This window comes from Klebsiella sp. RIT-PI-d, assembly GCF_001187865.1.
Taxonomy (GTDB): Bacteria; Pseudomonadota; Gammaproteobacteria; order Enterobacterales; family Enterobacteriaceae; genus Superficieibacter.
Genome location: NZ_LGIT01000007.1, coordinates 25,710 through 44,880 on the forward strand (window position 1 = coordinate 25,710; position 19,171 = coordinate 44,880).

Annotated in this window: 19 protein-coding genes; 12 read left to right on the forward strand and 7 right to left on the reverse strand. The window is 51.9% G+C overall.

Going from position 1 to position 19,171, the window contains the following annotated elements; translation table 11 throughout:
- Positions 1-27 precede the first annotated feature (27 nt).
- Entirely contained in the window at positions 28-345 is a 318-nt protein-coding gene (gene metJ / locus AC791_RS05960; RefSeq protein ID WP_049839584.1) for a met regulon transcriptional regulator MetJ, read from the forward strand.
- A 98-nt stretch (positions 346-443) separates the two neighbouring features.
- Here the strand turns inward: metJ and AC791_RS05965 are convergent, their stop codons facing one another.
- From AC791_RS05965 to rpmE, 3 genes are all read right to left on the reverse strand, one after another.
- Positions 444-1,985, reverse strand: a complete 1,542-nt coding sequence (locus AC791_RS05965) for an MFS transporter (RefSeq protein ID WP_049839585.1) — start codon at positions 1,983-1,985, stop codon at positions 444-446.
- Positions 1,986-2,075: 90 nt separating this feature from the next.
- Positions 2,076-2,756 (reverse strand): oligogalacturonate-specific porin KdgM family protein, encoded by a 681-nt coding sequence (locus AC791_RS05970; RefSeq protein ID WP_049839586.1) that lies wholly within the window; start codon positions 2,754-2,756, stop codon positions 2,076-2,078.
- Positions 2,757-3,117: 361 nt separating this feature from the next.
- Entirely contained in the window at positions 3,118-3,330 is a 213-nt protein-coding gene (gene rpmE / locus AC791_RS05975; RefSeq protein ID WP_049839587.1) for a 50S ribosomal protein L31, read from the reverse strand.
- A gap of 206 nt (positions 3,331-3,536) precedes the next feature.
- Between rpmE and priA the strand changes: the two genes are divergently transcribed.
- The 7 genes from priA to rraA all read left to right on the forward strand — a co-directional run bounded on the left by priA (position 3,537) and on the right by rraA (position 11,507).
- The gene (gene priA, locus AC791_RS05980; protein ID WP_049839588.1) at positions 3,537-5,735 is read left to right on the forward strand and encodes a primosomal protein N'; all 2,199 of its coding nucleotides are present in this window, start codon (positions 3,537-3,539) and stop codon (positions 5,733-5,735) included.
- Positions 5,736-5,890: 155 nt separating this feature from the next.
- A complete protein-coding gene (gene cytR / locus AC791_RS05985) occupies positions 5,891-6,919 on the forward strand; it encodes a DNA-binding transcriptional regulator CytR (protein ID WP_049839589.1) in 1,029 nt (342 codons plus the stop codon).
- Positions 6,920-7,012: 93 nt separating this feature from the next.
- Positions 7,013-7,972, forward strand: coding sequence for a cell division protein FtsN (ftsN, locus tag AC791_RS05990; RefSeq protein ID WP_049839590.1), 960 nt, complete (start codon positions 7,013-7,015; stop codon positions 7,970-7,972).
- Positions 7,973-8,063: 91 nt separating this feature from the next.
- Positions 8,064-8,594, forward strand: a complete 531-nt coding sequence (gene hslV, locus AC791_RS05995; protein WP_049839591.1) for an ATP-dependent protease subunit HslV — start codon at positions 8,064-8,066, stop codon at positions 8,592-8,594.
- Between the two features lie 9 nt (positions 8,595-8,603).
- Positions 8,604-9,935: an HslU--HslV peptidase ATPase subunit gene (gene hslU / locus AC791_RS06000; protein ID WP_049839592.1), complete on the forward strand. Its 1,332-nt coding sequence runs from the start codon at positions 8,604-8,606 to the stop codon at positions 9,933-9,935.
- A gap of 67 nt (positions 9,936-10,002) precedes the next feature.
- A complete protein-coding gene (gene menA / locus AC791_RS06005; RefSeq protein ID WP_049839593.1) occupies positions 10,003-10,929 on the forward strand; it encodes a 1,4-dihydroxy-2-naphthoate polyprenyltransferase in 927 nt (308 codons plus the stop codon).
- Positions 10,930-11,021: 92 nt separating this feature from the next.
- Complete coding sequence (gene rraA / locus AC791_RS06010) at positions 11,022-11,507, forward strand: ribonuclease E activity regulator RraA (RefSeq protein WP_049839594.1); 486 nt, start codon at positions 11,022-11,024, stop codon at positions 11,505-11,507.
- A gap of 173 nt (positions 11,508-11,680) precedes the next feature.
- On the opposite strand, the gene pfkA is transcribed toward rraA, so the two are convergent.
- The gene (gene pfkA, locus AC791_RS06015) at positions 11,681-12,643 is read right to left on the reverse strand and encodes a 6-phosphofructokinase (RefSeq protein ID WP_049839595.1); all 963 of its coding nucleotides are present in this window, start codon (positions 12,641-12,643) and stop codon (positions 11,681-11,683) included.
- A 194-nt stretch (positions 12,644-12,837) separates the two neighbouring features.
- Positions 12,838-13,731, reverse strand: a complete 894-nt coding sequence (gene fieF / locus AC791_RS06020; RefSeq protein ID WP_049839596.1) for a CDF family cation-efflux transporter FieF — start codon at positions 13,729-13,731, stop codon at positions 12,838-12,840.
- A 344-nt stretch (positions 13,732-14,075) separates the two neighbouring features.
- On the opposite strand from fieF, the gene AC791_RS06025 reads away from it, so the two are divergent.
- Positions 14,076-14,531: a DUF3757 domain-containing protein gene (locus AC791_RS06025; RefSeq protein ID WP_049839597.1), complete on the forward strand. Its 456-nt coding sequence runs from the start codon at positions 14,076-14,078 to the stop codon at positions 14,529-14,531.
- 119 nt (positions 14,532-14,650) lie between these two features.
- Here the strand turns inward: AC791_RS06025 and cpxP are convergent, their stop codons facing one another.
- The gene (gene cpxP / locus AC791_RS06030; RefSeq protein WP_049839598.1) at positions 14,651-15,142 is read right to left on the reverse strand and encodes a cell-envelope stress modulator CpxP; all 492 of its coding nucleotides are present in this window, start codon (positions 15,140-15,142) and stop codon (positions 14,651-14,653) included.
- A gap of 152 nt (positions 15,143-15,294) precedes the next feature.
- Here cpxP and cpxR point away from each other — a divergent pair, with 152 nt between their 5' ends.
- Positions 15,295-15,993 carry an envelope stress response regulator transcription factor CpxR gene (gene cpxR, locus AC791_RS06035; RefSeq protein ID WP_049839599.1) on the forward strand — a complete coding sequence of 233 codons (699 nt, stop codon included), beginning with the start codon at positions 15,295-15,297 and terminating at the stop codon, positions 15,991-15,993.
- Positions 15,990-17,363, forward strand: coding sequence for an envelope stress sensor histidine kinase CpxA (cpxA, locus tag AC791_RS06040; protein ID WP_049839600.1), 1,374 nt, complete (start codon positions 15,990-15,992; stop codon positions 17,361-17,363). The genes cpxR and cpxA overlap by 4 nt, the downstream gene beginning before the upstream one ends.
- Positions 17,364-17,427: 64 nt before the next feature.
- On the opposite strand, the gene yiiM is transcribed toward cpxA, so the two are convergent.
- On the reverse strand, positions 17,428-18,102 hold the full coding sequence (gene yiiM, locus AC791_RS06045; protein WP_049839601.1) for a 6-hydroxyaminopurine reductase: 675 nt from the start codon (positions 18,100-18,102) through the stop codon (positions 17,428-17,430).
- A 141-nt stretch (positions 18,103-18,243) separates the two neighbouring features.
- Between yiiM and AC791_RS06050 the strand changes: the two genes are divergently transcribed.
- Positions 18,244-19,140, forward strand: a complete 897-nt coding sequence (locus AC791_RS06050) for a dihydrodipicolinate synthase family protein (protein WP_049839602.1) — start codon at positions 18,244-18,246, stop codon at positions 19,138-19,140.
- Positions 19,141-19,171 lie beyond the last annotated feature (31 nt).

Consider the following 19,171-nt stretch of genomic DNA (forward strand, 5'->3'; position numbering starts at 1 on the left):
TTAATAGTGAGAGGATCAAGGTAACTCATGGCTGAATGGAGCGGCGAATATATCAGCCCATACGCTGAGCACGGTAAGAAGAGTGAGCAAGTCAAAAAGATCACGGTTTCCATTCCTCTGAAGGTGTTAAAAATCCTCACCGATGAACGCACGCGTCGTCAGGTGAACAACCTGCGTCATGCCACAAACAGCGAACTGCTTTGCGAAGCATTTCTGCATGCGTTTACCGGCCAACCTTTGCCCAATGATGCCGATCTGCGTAAAGAGCGTAGCGACGAAATCCCGGAAGATGCGAAAGTGATTATGCGCGAACTGGGCATTGACCCGGAGACATGGGAATACTGATGCTTTAACGGTGGTTCTCATCACCACCGCACGTCATACGACCAAAATTCACGCGAGACACGTAAAAGCAGAGGTTAACCTCTGCTTTTTGCCTGGTGCTACAGCGGGGACATGCTCTGACGTTGTAACGCTTTGCGCTGATTAAGGTAGCCGATCGAGTTATTACCCCATAATTTCTCGTAAGGCATACCGGCCAGCATCTCTACCGTCTGACGCGCTTCTGGCGTGATGGCCTCCGGCGTCAGGCGACCCGCCTCGCGCATTTTCAGCGTCTCCTCCTGCAGCACGCTGTGCGTTTTAAGGTTCAGGCGAAATTTAAGAGAAATCAGAAAGCCAATTAGCAATACGCCTACGGTGCCGAGGCTCAGGATCATCAAAATAGTGTGGCTTACGCCAGGCACCTGCGTGGACTGCCCGGACACAAATCCGGAAAGCTGCATGAGTATTCCCACCAGCATCACTGCGCCTGCCTGCGATGCTTTACGCGTCAGGGTCATGATGCCGGCAAAAATCCCTTCGCGGCGCTGACCGGTGATGACTTCATCCACATCGGCGATGTAGGTATAGATATTCCACGGAATATAGTTGATGCCACCGCGGCCCAGACCGGCGATGGCAGAAATAAGCAGCAGCAGAGAATAGTTATTGCTCATCCCGCTGTAATACAGCCCGGCATAAGACAACGAGCTGAATGCGAAGAGCGTAACGACAACCCGGTATGACGGTGCCTGCCCGAAGCGAATGCACAGGGGGATCATTGCCATCACCGCAATAAATTGCAGGATAGCCATTGTCCCCATCAGATCGGATGCGAGGGTCGGGCTTTGCATCAGCACAAACACCACGTAATAAGTAAATACGGCGTTGAAGACGTCCTGGGCGATATATCCGCCAAGGTACATGCCAAGGTGCTGGCGGAAAATACGAATGCGGAACGTAGAACTCAGCTCAATAATCAGACGGTGCAGGCTTTGACCAAGCGTCAGTTTTTGCGCCTGTGCCGCCAGCTCTTCCTCACTCCGTTCACGCTCCCAGGTAAAGCACCACACCAGGGTTAGCACCACGGCACACATAACAGAAAACACCAGGCTGGCATAGAAGAAGGAAACGGCATTGTCTTTACCGAAATGGTTCAACAGGATACCCGGCAGGAATGCGGCGAGGATCGCGGACAGTTGTGCCATGCCAATACGCGCACCGGAGAATTTGGTTTTTTGTCTGAAATCATCGGTCATCTCCGGCACCAGCGTTTCATAAGGCACGAGGATCATGGTGTAGACTACGTCAAACAGCAAATAGGTGACCAGGTAATACCAGTAGCTCATGTTATCCATCCACATGAAGCTATAAGAAAAGACGCAGGGAATTCCCAGTAAAATAAAGAATTTACGACGACCGAAGCGCTTGCCCAACCACGTACCGCCAAAGTTGTCCGTCAGATAACCCATTAACGGACTCACCACCGCATCCAGTATCCTCGCCATAGCAAAAATAAATGTGGCTTCAATCGGCGTTAATCCACAAAACGTCGTATAAAAATAAAGTAACCATGCAGCTGTTAATGCCGTCGTACCTGCGCCAAGGCAATCGCCTGAGCCGTACGCCAGATAATTTATAATACCCACTTTACGCTTATTCATCTGTCTATCCCGAGAGTTAAGCACTGGAATATACACGGCAACGTTATTTTAATTTACCGTATATGGTATCTATCGTGAGTTACATTGCCGTCAGAAATTATATCCAATACCGACACGATAACGGGTCTGGCGGTCGTCTGTGGTGGTGGTGTTATAGCCTGAAGATACGTTACCGATTTCAGTAAAGGGTACCCAGGAGCCAAATTTATACGCGACTCTGACGTTATATTCGTAATCTTCTTTTTTGTTATTATATAAATCTTCGCTATCGGCAATTTTGTAAATGCCGTTTAGTTCAAACATCCAGTTAGCGACATTATAGCCGAGCCACGCTTCCGGCCGATAAACCATACGGTCATCTTTCCCCTCAGTATTTCTTCGGGCGTACTCCTGACGATAGCGGAATGCTGTCCACCAGCGATCGTTAATGTTGTACTGTACGCGGATATACGGCTTATAAATGGCAATGTTATCACCTGTTTCAACAGCAATACCGGGCTGCCAGACCAGGTCCTGCCAGGTAAACTGATAGCTTGCCGTATACTCATTGCCGTTACTTTCCATATTGTTCCAGGCATCATTAGATTGTGCATCATCGGAACGTGAAATAGCTTCAACAGCCACGCCAAAACCTGTCGAAAAACGGTGAGACATATAAACACGATCGTAGTTACGTCCGTCATCATAATATTCATGACGATAATCAACGTAACCAGCATGAGCAGCGCAGGATAATAAAGGAATAAGTAATAAGGCATACGTAGACTTCATGACAAACCCTCTCAAAAATGAGATCCCAGCAATAGAGTAAACCTGTGCGTTTCATCAATATAAAAAAACGTGAAACATAGAGGTCTGATAATTGGTTTATGTAGCGTCAGGAAGTCTAGGGCACAGGACTAACGAAAACCTTTTGGATTTTGCCAGGAAATTAAATTGATGGCAGAAAAATAAAGATCGCGAAGACTCGGATCAATAATAGAAACAATTTATCATTAAATGAAGAACGACGTTTCATTCGAGATTCGGGGGTTTTATATTGCGACCAATACTATCGACAGAGAACGACTAGCGGGAAGGAATTTTAGAGACAAAAAAAGCGCCTTGCGGCGCTCTTTCCTGACAGCAAAACTTACTTGCTGGTCGGCAGGCTGAAACGCTTGTTAAAGCGGTCAACACGGCCACCGGTAGCAACATCACGCTGCTTGCCAGTATAGAACGGGTGGCATTTGCTGCACACGTCCAGGTTCAGGTCGTGACCCACGGTAGAGCGGGTTTTGATCACATTACCGCAAGAGCAGTTTGCAGTAATTTCTACGTAATTCGGGTGAATATCTTTTTTCATCGGGAAAACCTCAGTTTAAGGCCGCGTCGCTCTTCCAGCCCTAACGCCAGACACCACGCGATGTTAATGGTAATTTTTTTGACACGCGATTAGCGCATCAAAGGGGGCGAATCATACAGAATTTAACCAGCGGATGCAAACTGATCCGTTCGTCGTCTTATACAATGTGTATACTATCCCGCCCGTTTTCAAGTCAGGATGATCTCATGCCCGTTGCTCACGTCGCACTGCCGGTTCCGTTGCCCCGCACTTTTGACTATCTGCTACCCGCAGCGATGTCGGTGAAAGCGGGCTGTCGCGTGCGGGTGCCGTTTGGTAAGCAACAGGCGCGCATCGGCATTGTGGTTTCCGTCAGCGACAACAGCGAACTGCCGCTTAACGAATTAAAAGCCGTTGTCGAGGTGCTGGACACGGACCCGGTCTTTTCGCCCTCCGTCTGGCGCTTACTGCTGTGGGCGGTTGATTATTATCATCATCCTGTCGGCGACGTGCTTTTTCACGCGCTGCCCATTCTCCTGCGCCAGGGTAAACCGGCCAGCGCCGCGCCGCTGTGGTACTGGTTTGCGACCGAGCAGGGTCAAGCTATTGATATTAATAGCCTGAAGCGCTCGCCCAAACAGCAGCAGGCACTGTCTGCACTCCGCCAGGGAAAAATCTGGCGGCATCAGGTTAGCGAGCTGGAATTTAGCGACACCATTCTACAGGCGCTGCGGGCAAAAGGACTCAGCGAGCTGGGCAGTGAAGCGCCCTCCCTGAGCGACTGGCGTACCGACTACGCGGTCACGGGCGAGCGTCTGCGGCTGAATACCGAACAGGCCACCGCCGTTGGCGCAATCCATAGTGCCTCAGACAGTTTTTCCGCGTGGCTGTTGGCAGGTGTTACCGGTTCAGGTAAAACCGAAGTCTATCTGAGCGTACTGGAAAATGTGCTGGCCCAGGGGAAGCAGGCGCTGGTTATGGTGCCAGAGATCGGCCTGACGCCGCAGACCATCGCGCGCTTTCGCGAGCGTTTTACTGCCCCGGTTGAGGTACTGCACTCCGCCCTCAATGACAGCGAACGCCTTTCCGTCTGGCTGAAAGCGAAAAACGGCGAGGCCGCTATTGTTATTGGCACCCGCTCGTCATTATTTACGCCGTTTAAAAATCTCGGCGTTATTGTGATTGATGAAGAGCACGACAGTTCCTATAAACAGCAGGAAGGCTGGCGCTATCATGCCCGCGATCTGGCGGTTTATCGGGCGCACAGCGAGCAAATCCCGATAATCCTCGGCTCGGCAACTCCGGCGCTGGAGACGCTGCATAACGTGCGGCAAAAAAAATATCGCCAGCTTCAGCTTACACGCCGCGCCGGTAATGCGCGTCCTGCGACTCAACATGTGCTCGACTTAAAGGGGCAGCAACTTCAGGCCGGGCTTTCTCCGGCGCTCATCGCCCGGATGCGTCAGCATCTTCAGGCCGATAATCAGGTGATCCTGTTTCTTAACCGTCGCGGATTTGCGCCCGCATTGCTGTGCCACGACTGCGGCTGGATTGCCGAGTGCCCGCGTTGCGATCACTATTACACTCTGCATCAGGCGCAGCACCATCTGCGCTGCCACCACTGCGATAGCCAGCGCCCTATTCCGCGCCAGTGCCCTTCCTGCGGCTCCACACATCTCGTGCCAGTCGGAATGGGCACTGAGCAGCTCGAGCAGGCATTAACACCGCTGTTCGCGGGTGTTCCTATCTCACGCATCGATCGCGATACCACCAGCCGTAAAGGCGCGCTGGAGCACTATCTTGCGGAGGTTCATCGCGGCGGTGCCCGGATACTGATTGGTACGCAAATGCTGGCAAAAGGGCACCATTTCCCCGACGTGACGCTGGTTTCGCTGTTGGATGTGGATGGCGCACTTTTCTCGGCGGATTTTCGTTCTGCAGAACGTTTTGCTCAGCTTTATACCCAGGTATCAGGTCGCGCCGGTCGCGCGGGCAAACAGGGAGAAGTTATCCTGCAAACCCATCATCCTGAGCATCCTTTATTACAAACGTTGCTGCACCAGGGCTATGACGCATTTGCGCAGCAGGCGCTGGCGGAGCGTCAGGCGATGCAGCTTCCGCCGTGGACCAGCCACGTGCTGATCCGTGCGGAGGACCACAATAATCAGCAGGCTCCTGTTTTCCTGCAGCAGCTACGTAATTTATTGCAGGCCAGCCCTCTGGCCGACGATAAGCTGTGGATCCTCGGCCCGGTACCGGCACTTGCGCCCAAACGCGGCGGGCGTTATCGCTGGCAAATTTTGCTCCAGCATCCTTCACGCGTTCGCCTGCAACATGTGGTAAGCGGGACGCTGGCGTTAATCAATACGCTGCCCGAATCTCGCCGGGTAAAATGGGTTCTTGATGTTGATCCCATTGAGGGCTAAGCCAAACGATGCGAGGAGGATCGAGAAATTTAATGTTCGTCACACTTTCTATGAAATTTCTGTAACTCTTCAGATAACTATCTGTTAAAAGTGTGGATGATGTCAGAGAAAGAGGATGTCTCTGTGCCTGCGCGGCGTATGCGAGGAGAAAAGAGGTGAAGACCAGTAAAACAGTTGCTTCGGCAACGATGAAGGATGTAGCGCTGAAAGCAAACGTCTCAACGGCAACCGTGTCGCGGGCGTTGATGAACCCGGAGAAAGTATCTCAGTCTACCCGCAATCGGGTTGAGCAAGCCGCGATTGATGTGGGCTATTATCCTCAGGCGCTCGGGCGAAACACCCGCCGTAATGAATCACGTACTCTTTTGGTGATTGTGCCGGATATTTGCGATCCCTTTTTCAGCGAGATTATTCGCGGTATTGAAGTGACGGCTGCCGGAGAGGGTTATCTGGTACTGATTGGCGACTGCGCGCATCAGAATCAGCAGGAAAAAACCTTTATCGATTTAATTATTACCAAGCAGATTGACGGTATGTTACTGCTCGGTTCAAAGCTACCGTTTGATGCCAGTATCGAAGAGCAACGAAATCTGCCGCCAATGGTCATGGCTAACGAATTCGCGCCGGAGCTGGAACTGCCCACGGTGCATATCGACAACCTGACCGCCGCCTTTGACGCCGTAAACTATCTGCATAACCTGGGGCATCAGCGTATCGGGTGTATTGCCGGGCCGGAAGAAATGCCGCTGTGTCATTATCGGTTACAGGGCTACGTTCAGGCCCTGCGCCGTAGCGGCATTACCGTCGATCCGCATTATATTGCGCGAGGTAATTTCACCTATGAAGCGGGTGCTCAGGCGCTGGAGCAACTTTTGGCGCTACCGAAGCCACCGACGGCTGTTTTCTGCCATAGTGATATAATGGCTCTGGGTGCCCTGTCCTGGGCAAAGCGTCAGGGGTTACGTATTCCGCAGGATTTGTCGATCATCGGCTTCGATAACATTTCGCTATCTGAGTTCTGCGATCCTCCGCTGACCACCGTTTCACAACCGCGCTTTGAGATTGGACGGGAAGCAATGCTGTTATTGCTCGATCAATTGCACGGACAAAATGTCAGTAGCGGTTCGCGCTTACTGGATTGTGAACTTATTATACGTGGCAGCACGGGAAATATATTGTCTTAAAGTATACCGGCTTTAAGACTCCCCCGTCTGGTCAAAGGCCCGTCGCTTAAGTAACATGACGGACTAATAACAAATAAATACAGCGAAACGATAGTGGCACAACGAGATTATGTACGCCGCAGCCAACCGGCTTCTTCGCGGCGCAAAAAGAGCACCTCACGTCAAAAACAACGGACTCTGCCTGCTGTTTCGCCAGCCATGGTTGCTATTGCTGCCGCCATACTGGTGGCCTTTATTGGTGGACTGTACTTTATTACCCACCATAAAAAAGAAGAATCTGAAGCACTTCAGGGGCGTCAGGTAACCGGTAACGGCCTGCCACCGAAACCAGAGGAACGCTGGAAATATATTAAAGAGCTGGAGAGCCGTCAGCCCGGCATCCGCACGCCGACTGAACCGTCAGCGGGCGGAGAAGTGAAAAATGCGAATCAGCTGACGAATGAACAGCGTCAGCTGCTGGAGCAAATGCAGGCCGACATGCGCCAGCAGCCGACGCAGCTTAATGAAGTACCGTGGAATGAACAAACCCCGGCGCAACGTCAACAAACGCTCCAGCGCCAGCAGCAGGCTCAGGCTCAACAGCAAAAACAGCAGCAACAGCAGCAACAGCAGTCGAATACGCAGCCCGTTCAGCAACCGCGCACGCAACCGCGAACCGTTGAACAGCCGGTTCAGCAGCCACGCCAAAGTCAGCCGTCGCAGCAGCCGTATCAGGATTTAATCCAGACGCCAGCGCATACTACGTCGACGCAGCCTAAAACACAGGCAGCGGCACCTGCCGCGCGCGAAGCGGAAGCGCCAAAGCAAACCGCGGAGAAAACAGACGATCGCCGCTGGTTAATGCAGTGTGGTGCATTTAAAGGCGCAGAGCAGGCGGAAACCATTCGTGCACAGCTGGCGTTTGAAGGTTTTGACTCCCATATTACCAACAGCAACGGTATTAATCGGGTCGTAATTGGGCCAATTAAAGGTAAAGACAACGCGGACGGTATGCTTAATCGTTTGAAGATGGCCGGTCACGCAAACTGCATTCGCGTTGCCGTCAGGGGTTGAAACCCCCAAAATCTCCCCCATCTATAATTCCATTCAGCCCCGCAAATACTGCGGGGCGCCTATTCCGCTTTTGCACCCAGGGGGGCATCTCGTGACAACAATAGTAAGCGTACGCCGTAACGGCCATGTGGTCATCGCAGGTGATGGTCAGGCCACGCTCGGCAACACCGTAATGAAAGGCAACGTAAAAAAAGTACGTCGTCTTTACAACGATAAAGTCATCGCAGGCTTTGCCGGCGGCACCGCCGATGCTTTCACCCTCTTCGAACTGTTTGAACGCAAGCTGGAAATGCACCAGGGTCACCTGGTTAAAGCCGCCGTTGAACTGGCGAAAGACTGGCGTACCGACCGTATGCTGCGCAAACTTGAAGCGCTGCTGGCCGTCGCCGACGAAAATGCCTCATTGATTATTACCGGTAATGGCGACGTTGTTCAGCCAGAAAATGATTTGATTGCGATTGGCTCTGGTGGGCCTTACGCGCAGGCTGCTGCCCGTGCTCTGCTGGAAAACACCGAGCTTGGCGCACGTGACATTGCGGAGAAAGCGTTGGGGATTGCAGGCGATATCTGCATCTATACCAACCACTTCCACACTATTGAAGAATTGCCGTCTAAGGCGTAAGGATCACCCATGTCTGAAATGACCCCACGCGAAATTGTCAGCGAACTGAACAAACACATTATCGGTCAGGATGCGGCTAAGCGTTCTGTGGCCATTGCATTACGTAACCGCTGGCGTCGTATGCAGCTTGACGAAGAGCTGCGCCATGAAGTTACGCCAAAAAATATTCTGATGATCGGCCCGACCGGCGTAGGTAAAACTGAAATTGCCCGCCGTCTGGCAAAACTGGCTAACGCGCCGTTCATTAAAGTTGAAGCGACTAAATTCACCGAGGTGGGCTATGTCGGTAAAGAAGTGGATTCTATCATTCGCGATCTGACCGACTCTGCGATCAAAATGGTTCGCGTTCAGTCTATTGAGAAATACCGTTACCGCGCGGAAGAAATGGCGGAAGAGCGTATTCTTGATGTGCTGATCCCACCGGCTAAAAACAACTGGGGCCAGGCTGAGCAACAGGCTGAACCGTCCGCAGCGCGTCAGGCATTCCGCAAAAAACTGCGTGAAGGCCAGCTCGATGACAAAGAAATCGAGATTGATCTGGCTGCGGCGCCAATGGGCGTTGAAATCATGGCACCTCCGGGCATGGAAGAGATGACCAGCCAGCTTCAGTCGATGTTCCAGAATCTGGGTGGCCAGAAGCAAAAACCGCGCAAGCTAAAAATCAAGGAAGCGATGAAGCTCCTGATTGAAGAAGAAGCCGCGAAACTGGTTAACCCGGAAGAGTTAAAACAGGACGCGGTCGATGCGGTTGAGCAGCACGGTATCGTGTTTATCGACGAAATCGACAAAATCTGTAAGCGCGGCGAATCTAATGGCCCGGACGTTTCCCGTGAAGGTGTTCAGCGCGACCTGCTGCCGCTGGTGGAAGGCTGTACCGTTTCCACTAAACACGGCATGGTCAAAACGGATCATATTCTGTTTATCGCCTCCGGTGCATTCCAGGTGGCTAAACCGTCCGATCTTATTCCGGAATTGCAGGGTCGTCTGCCTATCCGCGTTGAGCTTCAGGCGCTCACAACCGGTGATTTTGAACGCATTTTGACTGAGCCTAACGCATCTGTAACCGTACAGTACAAAGCGCTGATGGCCACTGAAGGCGTTAATATTGAGTTTACCGAAGACGGTATTAAGCGCATCGCACAGGCCGCCTGGCAGGTCAACGAAACCACAGAAAACATCGGCGCACGCCGTCTGCATACCGTGCTTGAGCGTCTTATGGAAGATATTTCCTACGATGCCAGCGATCTCAACGGTGAAACCATCATCATTGATGCAGACTATGTGAGTAAGCACCTTGATGCTTTAGTAGCAGATGAAGATTTGAGCCGTTTTATCTTATAATCGTGCTCAATACGTTTTCATCACTTCAGATGGGGCTAATAAGCCCCATTTTTTATTGGCCGGAATTATGACTGAACAACCTTTAAGCCCGACTCAGGCATGGCTCGAAAGCCTGCGACCTAAGACGCTCCCGCTGGCCTTTAGCGCCATTGTGGTCGGTACTGCGCTGGCATGGTGGCAGGGACACTTTAATCCGCTGGTCGCCATCCTGGCGCTGGTCACCGCCGGATTGCTGCAAATTCTCTCCAACCTGGCGAATGACTATGGTGATGCGGTCAAAGGAAGCGACAAGCCTGACCGTATTGGCCCGCTACGCGGAATGCAAAAAGGTGCGATTACTCAGCAGCAAATGAAACGCGCGCTGATCGTTACCATTGTTCTTACCTGCGTATCCGGACTGGCGCTGGTCGCGGTGGCCTGTGAGACCATGACCGACTTTATCGGCTTTCTGGTACTTGGCTGTCTTTCTATTGTCGCCGCTATCACCTATACCATGGGTAATCGTCCTTACGGCTATATTGGCCTGGGGGATATTTCGGTACTGGTTTTTTTCGGCTGGCTAAGCGTCATGGGCAGCTGGTATCTTCAGGCACATAGCGTGATCCCGGCAATTATTTTACCTGCCACCGCCTGCGGTCTGCTGGCGACCGCGGTGTTGAATATCAATAATCTGCGCGACATCGATAGCGACCGGCAAAATGGTAAGAACACCCTGGTGGTACGCCTCGGGCCGCTGAATGCCCGACGTTACCACAGCGTTTTGCTGGCTGGCGCGTTGCTATGCCTTGCGCTTTTTAACCTGATTTCACTGCAAAGCCCGTGGGGCTGGCTGTTTATTCTGGCCGCGCCGCTCCTGTTCCGCCAGGCGCGCTATGTGATGCGTGAACGCGATCCGCTTGCAATGCGTCCGATGCTGGAACGCACCGTAAAAGGCGCATTGCTGACTAACCTGCTGTTTGTGGTTGGGATTATCCTCAGTCAGACGCTGAATTAACTGACAAATATCAATTAACAATTGTTGATTTTGCCAACAGTACGCCTGGCGCGATATACTGAAGGTTCTCGCAGCAACGGAACGTTAAGCCTATGAAATACGATACTTCCGAACTTTGCGACATCTACCAGGAAGATGTCAACGTCGTGGAACCGCTGTTCACCAACTTTGGTGGTCGGTCGTCGTTTGGCGGCCAAATTACCACGGTGAAATGTTTCGAGGACAACGGGTTGCTGTACGATCTGCTCGAACAAAATGGTCGTGGCCGCATCCTGTTAGTTGACGGCGGCGGCTCCGTTCGTCGCGCGCTGATTGATGCGGATCTCGCCCGCACCGCGGCGCAAAATGAATGGGAAGGAATTGTGGTGTACGGTTCAGTACGCCAGGTCGACGACCTTGAAGAACTTGATATTGGCATTCAGGCGATTGCCGCCATTCCAGCCGGCGCGGCGGGTGAAGGCATCGGTGAAAGTGACGTACGCGTCAATTTTGGCGGCGTAACGTTCTTCTCCGGCGACCATCTTTACGCTGATAATACCGGTATTATCCTGTCGGAAGACGCGCTGGATATCGAATAGTTCTCCTGCCAAAGAAAAGGGAAGGTTTCCCTTCCCTTCTGACTTCTCTCTGTGTAGCGCGGTGGAACATTTGCCTGGCGGCGCTTTGCTTGCACAGGCCCGCGCAATACATAACCTGCTGATATAGCAGGCGTGGCAGGCCAGGTGTAGCCGCCAGCCCGCATTTAACCCGCTTAGTACAACTTCTTAGCCGTTTCCAGCCAGTCACCTTTGAACGGACGCTTCATATTTTCAATCGCATCAATGATGTCATGGTGAACCAGTTTTTCGTTCTGGATACCCACGCAACGACCACCGTGACCAGCAAGCAGCAGATCGATAGCATACGCGCCCATACGGGATGCCAGAATACGGTCGTAAGGCACCGGAGAGCCGCCACGCTGAATGTGACCTAACACGGTGGCACGCGTTTCACGATGGGTTTCTTTCTCGATGTAATCCGCCAGCTCGTGGATATCACACATATGTTCAGTGATCGCAACGATCGCGTGTTTTTTACCTTTGGCGATGCCCGCTTTGATTTCGGCCACCAGATCGTCACGGCTAAATTCGACTTCCGGCACCATAACAAACTCACAGCCGCCCGCGATAGCTGCCGCCAGGGTCAGATCGCCGCAGTAGCGGCCCATGACTTCAACAATAGAGATACGCTGGTGAGAAGAGGACGTGTCGCGCAGGCGGTCAATCGCCTCGACGACGGTACCCAGCGCGGTGAAATAGCCGATGGTGTAGTCGGTACCTTTGATATCGTTATCAATCGTACCCGGCAGACCGATGCACGGGAAACCCATTTCAGTCAGGCGTTTTGCCCCCATGTAGGAACCGTCACCGCCGATAACTACCAGAGCATCTATACCGCGCTTTTTCATGTTCTCGATAGCCACAGCACGGATATGTTCTTCGCGGAATTCAGGGAAACGTGCGGAGCCGAGGAATGTGCCGCCACGGTTGATCATGTCGGAAACGCTGTAGCGGTCGAGCTGGATCATACGGTCTTCGTACAATCCCAGATAACCGTCATACACGCCCATCACTTCCAGACCTTCCGTTAATGCTGCACGGACAACGCCACGAATCGCAGCGTTCATGCCCGGCGCATCGCCGCCACTTGTCAACACACCGATTTTCTTAATCATGACTACCTCTGAACTTAGAATGCAAAATGAAATCTGATGCCGGAAACGAACTTAGGCTTATCCAAAGTACGTAACGAATACTGCCGATAGTATATCAATCCTCTGTTGCTGAATTGATTCAGGTCAGACCAAACGGCGCTAATTTATACAAAAAATGCCGATCCAACCCGCACTTTTACAAGAAACACAAAAGCTCAAAGCCGTTGTTCCTCCAGCGGTACTACCGAGCAGGGGTCCTGGTGAATGATGATGTCCGATCCCGGAAAACGAAGTAAAAGAGCCTGCTCAATCTGATCGGCCACAAGATGTGCTTCGACCAGTGGCAAATTGTCATCCATTTCTAAATGAATTTGAATAAAGCGGGTCGGCCCTGACTGCCGCGTTCGTAAGTCATGCGCACCACGCACGCCTGGCCAGGCGATGACGGTGTTAATAATTTCCTGCCGCTCTGCATCAGGAAGTGCACGATCCAGCAGAGACTGCACGGCTTCATACCCCATTCGTAACGCGCTATACAGGATATAGACACCAATCCCGAGTGCAAACAACGCGTCTGCCCGGTGCCAGCCATACCATGACAGACCAAGCGCAATAAGAATGGTTCCGTTCATCATAACATCAGACTGATAATGAAGCATATCTGCGCGCACAGCCTGGCTGTGGGTCTTGCGGACAACCCAGCGCTGAAAAGTGACTAAAATTACTGTGCTGATAAGCGCAATAAGGGTGACCACTACACCGATACCGGGTGCTTTCATCTCTACCGGATTAGCCAGATGCTGAACGCCGGTAAGAAAGAGAAACAGGGCTGAGCCGGAGATAAACATACTCTGTGCCAGCGCGGCCAGAGATTCCGCCTTGCCATGGCCAAAGGTATGCTCATCATCAGCGGGTTGCAGCGAGTAGCGCACCACCAGAAGGTTGGTGAGGGAAGCGGCAATATCGACCAGTGAATCGACCAGCGCGGCCAGGATGCTGACTGAACCGGTGTACCACCATGCCACTATTTTAATGATTAACAAACAGGACGCCATTATCGTAGCGGCAATCGCTGCGCGGCTGACCAGTTGGCCATAAGAATGATTCATAGATTCTCCTGCTTTATCCTCGGGTAGTATAACGCACGTCGGGAGCAGGACGAAAAGGCGGTCTGGACCAGAAAATCATCTCGTTTACGCTTGATTAAGAATACTGGCGGGCAAACTCATCATTAGCATAAATATTAATATAATAAATGCTGCAAATTCCGCCATACCTGAAATAAAAACCCAGAAGCAACATCATTATTATCACACCTGACATCACTAAATAATTTTATATTTTTTGATAACTAACATATTGTACGAGTTTTAATAATTATGGCACTTTACCGGCAGTCGTTGGAATACGCATTGTGAAAAGAATAACCACTTCCAATATAAAGGACTAAATAATGAAAACATTGTCAGGCATGGCGCTTTTTCTTGCACTTATCGCAGGCCCGGCCGCAGCGCAGACGCAGATGAGCTGCCCGGTTCCGGAAAGCATTACCTACCAGAATAATATTTACACGGCGCAAGTCACCCAACCCGGCTGGGAAGGAAGCTGGAATTCACAGCGGCATGTAAAACAAAGCGTAAAACGTTTTGTGACTGCGCTGTATTTTGCGAAGAGTGGCGTTAATGAAGGTGCGCTGGTTAATTGTACCTATGAGCTGGCAAACGGCAAAGATATCGATTTAGCCTACAGCCGCCAGGGGGAAGAAGATACTCTCAGCAACCTGATCGTTTCAATTGCCGGGAATACCAGCTGGTATCCAGAATCTGCTGCAAAAACCGAGCGTTTTTATGATTGCGATGATTCAGCAGATGCCTGCAACTTCATGCCAGTCAAAACAGTTAGCCAATGATTGTCTTCAGACAGTGTCTGAAACGGATCGTCTACGCATAAAAAAAAACCCCCACATCATGTGGGGGAAGACAGGGATGGTGTCTATGGCAAGGAAAAACAGGGTGTGTCGCTGGGATACTACTTACTGCTACTAAACTGCTTAAACGGAGAGGTCAATTGCAACTGCGTGATATCCCGCATCTGCGCCATCCGTTTTTGATGCTTCTCATTTAAAACCGCTTGCTGCTCCGGCGTTAACAGGCGGAACATTTGGTTACGCACGCGGGCCATTTCGACCTGTCGCGCTACCTGTTCCTGCGCCATTTTTTCTGCCTGAGCGCGCACAGCGTTTTCGTCAAAATTTTCAGCGGTAATCAGGCGGTGCATTGCCTCAATTTCGCTAACATTAACAGGTGGCTGCTCGTGCCTGGCCTGTTGCATCAGGTCTCGCATTTGTTGGCGCTGATGCTCCGTTAGACTTATGCCGTCAAACATGTGACTCTGCTGATTATTACGCTGCGTAAGTCCTTCGGTCGGGTGCCAGTTATCGCCTGCGATGGCGTCACCTGCCTGGCTAAACGCACTGAATGCCAGCGTAGAGACCATGACGGCAGCGGTAACTTTGCGCATCACTTGCTCCCACAAACTTTGTTGTTTCGCGATTCCACGAAAGACAGTCTACGATTCAGGCTGCAAACTAGCGTCAGGCGGTGTAAAACAACGTAAAGTCATGGATTAGCGCGCTTCGATGACGTAATTTCTGCCTCGGAGGTATTTAAAAAATGAATAAAATCCTGTTAGTTGATGATGATCGGGAGCTCACGTCGTTACTTAAAGAGCTGCTCGACATGGAAGGCTTTAACGTTTTAGTGGCGCATGATGGGGAACAGGCGCTGACATTAATTGATGACAGCATAGATCTGCTTTTACTTGATGTGATGATGCCGAAGAAAAACGGTATCGACACGCTTAAAGAGCTACGGCAGACCCACCAGACGCCGGTAATTATGTTGACCGCCCGCGGCAGCGAGCTGGATCGCGTACTTGGGCTTGAACTGGGTGCGGATGATTATCTGCCGAAACCGTTTAACGATCGCGAACTGGTCGCGCGTATTCGCGCTATTTTGCGCCGATCGCACTGGAGCGAGCAGCAGCAAAATAGTGATAACGGTTCGCCAACGGTCGACGTGGATGGTCTTAGCCTCAACCCTGGCCGTCAGGAAGCCAGTTTCGATGGCGTAACGCTGGAACTGACCGGTACCGAGTTCACGTTATTGTATTTGCTGGCGCAGCATCTGGGACAGGTGGTGTCTCGTGAACACCTGAGTCAGGAAGTTCTGGGGAAACGTTTGACGCCATTCGACCGCGCCATTGATATGCACATTTCTAACCTGCGGCGTAAGCTGCCAGAGCGTAAAGATGGTCATCCGTGGTTTAAAACGCTGCGCGGCCGTGGATATCTGATGGTCTCCGCTTCATGATTGGAAGCCTGACCGCCCGTATCTTTGCTATTTTCTGGCTCACGCTGGCGCTGGTATTGATGCTGGTACTGATGCTACCCAAGCTGGACTCCCGCCAGATGACGGAACTTCTGGAAAGTGAGCAACGTCAGGGTGTCATGATTGAGCAGCATGTCGAAGCCGAACTGGCCAACGATCCACCCAATGATTTGATGTGGTGGCGTCGGCTGTTTCGCGCTATCGATAAGTGGGCACCGCCGGGCCAACGTCTGGTCCTCGTGACCAGCGAAGGTCGCGTTATTGGTGCTGAAAGCAATGAAATGCAGATCATTCGTAACTTTATTGGTCAGTCGGATGACGCCGATCAGCCGCAAAAGAAAAAGTATGGTCGGGTAGAGCTGGTTGGCCCATTTTCGATACATGATGGCGAAGATAACTACCAACTTTATCTCATCCGTCCTGCCAGCAGTTCGCAATCCGACTTTATTAACCTACTGTTTGACCGTCCGCTTCTGCTATTGATTGTCACAATGCTGGTCAGTGCACCGCTACTATTGTGGCTGGCATGGAGCCTTGCCCGACCGGCACGTAAGCTTAAGAATGCAGCAGATGAAGTCGCCCAGGGGAATTTACGTCAGCATCCTGAACTGGAGGCCGGACCGCAGGAGTTTCAGGCGGCAGGTGCCAGTTTTAACCAGATGGTGACCGCGCTTGAGCGAATGATGACCACCCAGCAACGTTTGCTTTCGGACATCTCCCACGAACTGCGCACACCGCTTACGCGTCTTCAGCTTGCCACCGCTTTACTGCGCCGTCGTAGCGGAGAGAGCAAAGAGCTGGAGCGCATCGAAATGGAGGCGCACCGGCTGGATAGCATGATCAACGATTTGCTGGTTATGTCGCGTAATCAGCAGAAAAATGCGCTGGTCAGCCAGACAATGAAAGCTAATCAGCTCTGGAGTGAAGTGCTGGATAACGCCGCATTTGAAGCCGAGCAGATGGGGAAATCGTTTACTATTGAGTACCCGCCGGGGCCGTGGCCGCTGTACGGTAACCCGAGTGCGCTGGAAAGCGCGCTGGAGAATATTGTCCGTAATGCGCTGCGCTACTCGCATACCACAATTTCCGTGGCCTTCGCCGTGGATAAAGAGGGTATTACCATTAGCGTTGATGATGATGGTCCGGGCGTCAGTCAGGAAGACAGAGAGCAGATATTCCGCCCGTTCTATCGTACCGATGAGGCGCGCGATCGGGAGTCAGGCGGAACGGGTCTGGGTCTGGCGATTGTCGAAACGGCCATTCAGCAGCACCGTGGCTGGGTAAAAGCAGAGGACAGCCCGCTGGGCGGTTTACGCCTGGTGATCTGGCTTCCGCTGTATAAGCGGGCATAAGTAACGAAGCCACCCTCTTTCCAACCCTCTCCCTCAGGGAGAAGGTTGGGGATGAGGGAAATCTCTACCGCCCCCACAACCGACGCGAAGAATCTTCAATTTTGCCGCTGGCGCGGCGCTTTTGCATGGTCCGCGTCCAGCTTAATGAAAGCCCGGCAGCCGACAGCAAACGATGATATTGCTCATCATCAAATGGCATTGACCATGCAATAACCCCCGCCTCATGTACTGAAACATCGCTTAAACGTGATGCAAGCACAAGCGGCGTGGCCGCAGACACATTGCCACCTGCGATCACCCTGTAAAGCCAGCCAGTTTTACCACTTGCCTGCATAATTGACGCCATCTCGCTAATATCGAAGTGGAAATTAAGTTTAAAGCACGGAGAGCGAGGCTGGGTGACCTGAATAAATGTTTCACCCCAGCGGAAGATATCGCCGATAAACACGTTCTCTTCGGTAAGCCCTTCGGTTGACAGATTTTCACCAAATGCCGGGGCGACGAACAAATCGGCCTGCTCAGAAAACTCACGCGCCCAGTATCGATAGTGCTCGCGTGGATAGTGGCACAACGCGCGATCCGGGCCGCCGTGTATTTTGGTTTCCGCCTGCTCGTCCCCCAGTAACCCCTGCTCCGTTAACGTGAGCTCGCCGGATACCTGAACCTTAGCAATGGCGCTGGGTCGGCTTCCTTCATATTCCCTGATCTTGCCAGTGAAGACATCAACTGGATATCGCATCTGCTTCTCCCTTTTCGATAAACTTGCCTTATTAAAGCATAAATTTTATCCGGACTGCCGAAAATGCGAGCCGCGTTCATACGATGATCAATCAGACATGTTATCTATTGAAACGCCATTTCAAATTGAGGAGTTGACAACGTGACGAGACAATCGCAGTTTGCCGGCGTCTGGTGCCCTTCCATTACGCCAATGCATGACAATGGAGATATCGATCTTAACGGCCTGAAGCAGCATCTGAAGCGCCTGACCGAAGCAAAAATTGATGTGATCCTGCTGATGGGCAGTATCGGAGAGTTTGCCTCATTGACCCTGGAGGAGAGGCTGATGCTGATCCGCGAAGCCAGGGCAATGAGTAGCAGCCGGATGGTAGCCAACGTCTCATCCACCTGTGTGAAAGACATCCAGGTCATGGCGCAAGAAGCGTATCGCGTCGGCTATGATGCAGTGATGGTGCTGCCACCCTACTATTACGGGCAGTCGCCCAGGCAGCTGCTGAGCTATTTTCGCCAGCTGGGGAATTCACTTAGCGGCCAGTGGTTCGCCTACAACTTTCCGGCACGTACCGGCTGTGATTTAACGCCGGATCTGATCGCAACGCTGGCCGCCGAATTTCCGAATTTTGCCGGGATTAAAGATACCGTCGATTGTCAGTCGCACACGCGCAGTATGATCGACACCACGCGGGCGGTACGGGACGATTTCGCGGTTCTCTCTGGCTATGACGAATATTATATTCCCAATCTGCTGGCCGGTGGCGCAGGCGTGATTTCCGGTTTAAACAACGTTATGCCGGAACTGTTTGTCAGCGCCCGGGAAGCATTCGATCGGGGCGATCTACAGACGCTGTGCACGTTACAGCAGGATATCGGCACCTATATGTCCATATATGCCATTGGTGAGGATTTTGTTTCGACGATCAAAACCGTAGTATCGCGTAAATTCGGCTATTGTACTGGCGTATCGCGTAATGCGGGCGGGGCCTTAGATGAAGGTCAATGCCGCATCATCGATGATGTTTTTGGCGCGAAGTCATAAGCAAAAAAGCCCGGCCGCGCTGACGCTGGCC

Coding starts and splice junctions, on each gene's coding strand:
- hslU (WP_049839592.1), top strand. CDS start 8,604: ATGTCTGAAATGACCCCACGCGAAATTGTCAGCGAACTGAACAAACAC.
- pfkA (WP_049839595.1), bottom strand. CDS start 12,643: ATGATTAAGAAAATCGGTGTGTTGACAAGTGGCGGCGATGCGCCGGGC.
- cpxA (WP_049839600.1), top strand. CDS start 15,990: ATGATTGGAAGCCTGACCGCCCGTATCTTTGCTATTTTCTGGCTCACG.
- rraA (WP_049839594.1), top strand. CDS start 11,022: ATGAAATACGATACTTCCGAACTTTGCGACATCTACCAGGAAGATGTC.
- yiiM (WP_049839601.1), bottom strand. CDS start 18,102: ATGCGATATCCAGTTGATGTCTTCACTGGCAAGATCAGGGAATATGAA.
- AC791_RS06025 (WP_049839597.1), top strand. CDS start 14,076: ATGAAAACATTGTCAGGCATGGCGCTTTTTCTTGCACTTATCGCAGGC.
- fieF (WP_049839596.1), bottom strand. CDS start 13,731: ATGAATCATTCTTATGGCCAACTGGTCAGCCGCGCAGCGATTGCCGCT.
- priA (WP_049839588.1), top strand. CDS start 3,537: ATGCCCGTTGCTCACGTCGCACTGCCGGTTCCGTTGCCCCGCACTTTT.
- metJ (WP_049839584.1), top strand. CDS start 28: ATGGCTGAATGGAGCGGCGAATATATCAGCCCATACGCTGAGCACGGT.
- AC791_RS05965 (WP_049839585.1), bottom strand. CDS start 1,985: ATGAATAAGCGTAAAGTGGGTATTATAAATTATCTGGCGTACGGCTCA.
- AC791_RS05970 (WP_049839586.1), bottom strand. CDS start 2,756: ATGAAGTCTACGTATGCCTTATTACTTATTCCTTTATTATCCTGCGCT.
- menA (WP_049839593.1), top strand. CDS start 10,003: ATGACTGAACAACCTTTAAGCCCGACTCAGGCATGGCTCGAAAGCCTG.
- cpxP (WP_049839598.1), bottom strand. CDS start 15,142: ATGCGCAAAGTTACCGCTGCCGTCATGGTCTCTACGCTGGCATTCAGT.
- cpxR (WP_049839599.1), top strand. CDS start 15,295: ATGAATAAAATCCTGTTAGTTGATGATGATCGGGAGCTCACGTCGTTA.
- rpmE (WP_049839587.1), bottom strand. CDS start 3,330: ATGAAAAAAGATATTCACCCGAATTACGTAGAAATTACTGCAAACTGC.